Origin of the sequence: Nocardiopsis sp. TNDT3, from assembly GCF_003427465.1 — a bacterium.
Lineage (GTDB): Bacteria > Actinomycetota > Actinomycetes > Streptosporangiales > Streptosporangiaceae > Nocardiopsis > Nocardiopsis dassonvillei.
On sequence record NZ_QPFC01001030.1, the window covers coordinates 1 to 3,129 of the forward strand.

A 3,129-nucleotide genomic window follows, 5' to 3' on the forward strand; every position below is an offset into this window, starting at 1 on the left:
CGCCCGCACGTCGTGGGAACGCCGCCGCCCCCGGGCGGGCGGGTACCGCCGCCGCACCGGGGCGGCGACGGTACCGCCTTCGCGCACGCGCGCTACGGCTGGATGGTCACCTTGATCGCGGTGCCCGAGGCCACCGTCTCGATGGCCTTGTGCACGTCGGACAGGGACATCCGCTCGGTGATCAGGTCCGCCACCGGCACGGCGCCGGAGGAGATCAGCTCCAGGGCGCGGCGGTTGTGCTCGGGGCTGGAGCCGTTGGCGCCGAAGATCGAGATCTCCCGGTAGTGCACGGCGTTGGAGTCCAGCTGGATGATCGGCGCGTCCTTGGGCAGGCCGCCGAAGAAGCTGATCCGGCCGCTGCGCGAGACCATGCGCAGCGCGTCCTCCTGGGCGCGCCCGGAGGCGGCGGCGGTGATGACGACGTCGGCGCCCCGGCCGTCGGTCAGGCGGAGCACCTCCTCCACGGCGTCGGTCTCGGCGCCGCAGATCGACGCGTCGGGCTGGACGATGTCGGCGGACATGTCCAGGCGGCCCCGGTTGAGGTCCACCAGGTAGACCTTCGCGGCGCCGCGCGCACGGGCCAGCCGGACGTGCAGGCAGCCGATCGGCCCGGCGCCCATGACCACGACCGTGTCGCCCTCGCCGACTCCGGCGATCTCCTGGCCGTTGAGCACGCACGCCAGCGGCTCGGCGACGGAGGCCTCGGCCAGGTCGATGTTGTCGGGGACGCGGTTGACCCCGTCCACGGCCAGGACCGACTCGGGGATGATCATGTACTCGGCGAAGCCGCCGTCGTAGTGGTAACCCATGGACTCCTGGCGCGAGCACACGGTGAACCGGCCGTCGGAGCACTCCACGCAGGTGCCGCAGGGGATGGCGGCGATGACCTGGACGCGGTCGCCCTCGGCCCAGCCGGTGACGCCCTCGCCCACCTCGACGATCCGCCCGGCGATCTCGTGGCCGATCACGCGGGGCGGACGGATGTGGTGGTGTCCGTGCCGGGAGATCTTCACGTCGGTGCCGCACGTGGAGCAGTTGACGACGGCGATCTTGAGCTGTCCGGGTCCGGCGGTCGGCTCGGGGGCCTGCTCCAGTCGGATGTCACCGGGGGCGTAGAAGCGGGCGACGAGCATGTTCGGGCCTTTCTGCTGGGCCCGCCGGCCCTGGGTCAGGGGACCGGCGGGTGGTTCGGTTGGGCTCAGCCGTCCTGTAGGGGGCCGAGCAGTTCGAGGACGTCGGACGTGGTGCTGGCGGAGCGCAGGCGCGCCGCCTTCTCCGGGTCGGTGAGGATCCCCGCCAGCGAGGACAGCACACCCAGGTGCTCGTCCCCGGAGGCGGCGATGCCGATGGCCACGTGGACGGTGGGACCGCCCCAGTCGACCCCGCCGGGGAACTGGACCACGGCCAGCGCGGTGCGCTTGACCAGGGCCCGCGAGGCGTCCGTGCCGTGCGGGATGGCCACGCCCTCGCCGACGAAGGTGGGGATGGAGGCCTCCCGCTCGTGCATGGCGGGCACGTAGCCGGGTTCGACGGCGCCCAGTTCGACGAGCAGGGCACCGCACTGGTCGATGGCGTCGGCCCGGTCGGCGGCCTCGCGGCCCAGCCGGACGGCGTCCTCGGTCAGCGCCAGATCATTCGGCAAGGGTGCTCCCGTTCTTCACAGCCTGCTCCAGGCGGGTGAACGCCGGGTCTCCCAGGAACATCTGGAAGCTGATGACGACGGTGCCGGGCACCCGGGTCCGGGCCCGGTCGACGAGCCCGGTGTGGCACAGGACCACGTCGGCGCCCTCGGGGATCCGGTCGACCGGGGAGTGCTCGACGGACACGCCGTACGGGGACAGGGTCTTGCTCAGCTGCGAGGTGAGCAGGACGCTGCTGCCCATGCCCGCGTCGCAGGCGACGACGACCTTCTTGATGTCGGAGCCCTCGATAGTGCTCATCAGCTGTTCTCCTGGTTCTGAGCGGCTTCCTGCTTGGCCTTCTCCTCGCGCTCGGCCTTGCGCTCGGACCGGCCGAAGCCGAGCAGGAGCGAGGCGATGACGAAGGAGACGATGGTGGCGGCGACGACCCCGGCCAGGACCGACAGGTGGCCTCCCTGCGGGGTGACCGCCATGATCGCGATGATGCTGCCGGGGGAGGCGGCGGAGACGAGCCCGGCGTCCATGATCATGAAGGTCGCGACGCCGGACATACCGCCGCCGATCGCGGCGAGGATCAGCTTCGGCTGGGCGAGGATGTACGGGAAGTAGATCTCGTGGATCCCGCCGAAGAAGTGGATGACGGCCGCGCCGGGCGCGGTGGCGCGGCTGACCTTGGAGCCGAAGAACATCAGGGCCAGCAGGATGCCCAGGCCCGGTCCGGGGTTCGACTCGATGAGGAACTCGATGGCCCTGCCGTCGGCGACCGCGCGGGCCGTGCCCAGCGGGGTGAAGACGCCGTGGTTGATGGCGTTGTTGAGGAACAGCACCTTGGCGGGCTCGACGATGACCGAGACCAGCGGCAGCAGGCTCAGGTCGATGAGGAACTGCACGCCCTTGCCCAGGCCGGTGGCGATGCCCTCCACGACCGGTCCGACCGCGTAGACGCCCAGGGCGGCCAGGATCGCGGCGAGGATGCCGGCGCTGAAGTTGTTGACCAGCATCTCGAAGCCGGCCTTGATGCGCGGCTGGACGACCCGGTCGAAGTGCTTCATGAGGTAGGCCGCGAACGGACCCATGAACATCGCGCCCAGGAACATGGGGATGTCCGCGGAGACGATCACGCCCATGGTCGCGGCCGCGCCGACCACGCCGCCGCGCCTGTCGTGCACCAGCGCGCCGCCGGTGTAGGCGATCAGCAGCGGCAGCAGGTACTTGATCATCGGGTCGACGAGCCCGGCCATCTGCTCGTTGGGCCACCACCCGTCGGGGATGAACAGGGCGGTGATCAGGCCCCAGGCGATGAACGCGCCGATGTTGGGCATCACCATGCTCGACAGGAACCCTCCGAAGCGCTGTACTCCGGAGCGCACCGAGGCGAGTCTGTCCGTGCTCTGCTGTGTGGTCATGGGGGACCTCCTGGGAGGTGCGGCGGGCGGATCGCCCGCCGGTGAGGTGGGGAGGGGCAGTGGGTGTCGGTGTTGGTGTGGGT

General features: G+C 70.9%; 4 protein-coding genes. All 4 read right to left on the minus strand.

Going from position 1 to position 3,129, the window contains the following annotated elements:
• Positions 1–92 precede the first annotated feature (92 nt).
• The gene (locus DQW06_RS23305; RefSeq protein ID WP_013155220.1) at positions 93–1,133 is read right to left on the minus strand and encodes a zinc-dependent dehydrogenase; all 1,041 of its coding nucleotides are present in this window, start codon (positions 1,131–1,133) and stop codon (positions 93–95) included.
• Positions 1,134–1,198: 65 nt separating this feature from the next.
• Positions 1,199–1,642, minus strand: a complete 444-nt coding sequence (locus DQW06_RS23310; RefSeq protein ID WP_013155221.1) for a PTS sugar transporter subunit IIA — start codon at positions 1,640–1,642, stop codon at positions 1,199–1,201.
• Entirely contained in the window at positions 1,632–1,940 is a 309-nt protein-coding gene (locus DQW06_RS23315; protein WP_013155222.1) for a PTS lactose transporter subunit IIB, read from the minus strand. The genes DQW06_RS23310 and DQW06_RS23315 overlap by 11 nt, the downstream gene beginning before the upstream one ends.
• Complete coding sequence (gene mtlA, locus DQW06_RS23320) at positions 1,940–3,046, minus strand: PTS mannitol transporter subunit IICB (protein ID WP_013155223.1); 1,107 nt, start codon at positions 3,044–3,046, stop codon at positions 1,940–1,942. The genes DQW06_RS23315 and mtlA overlap by 1 nt, the downstream gene beginning before the upstream one ends.
• Between the last annotated feature and the right edge of the window lie 83 nt (positions 3,047–3,129).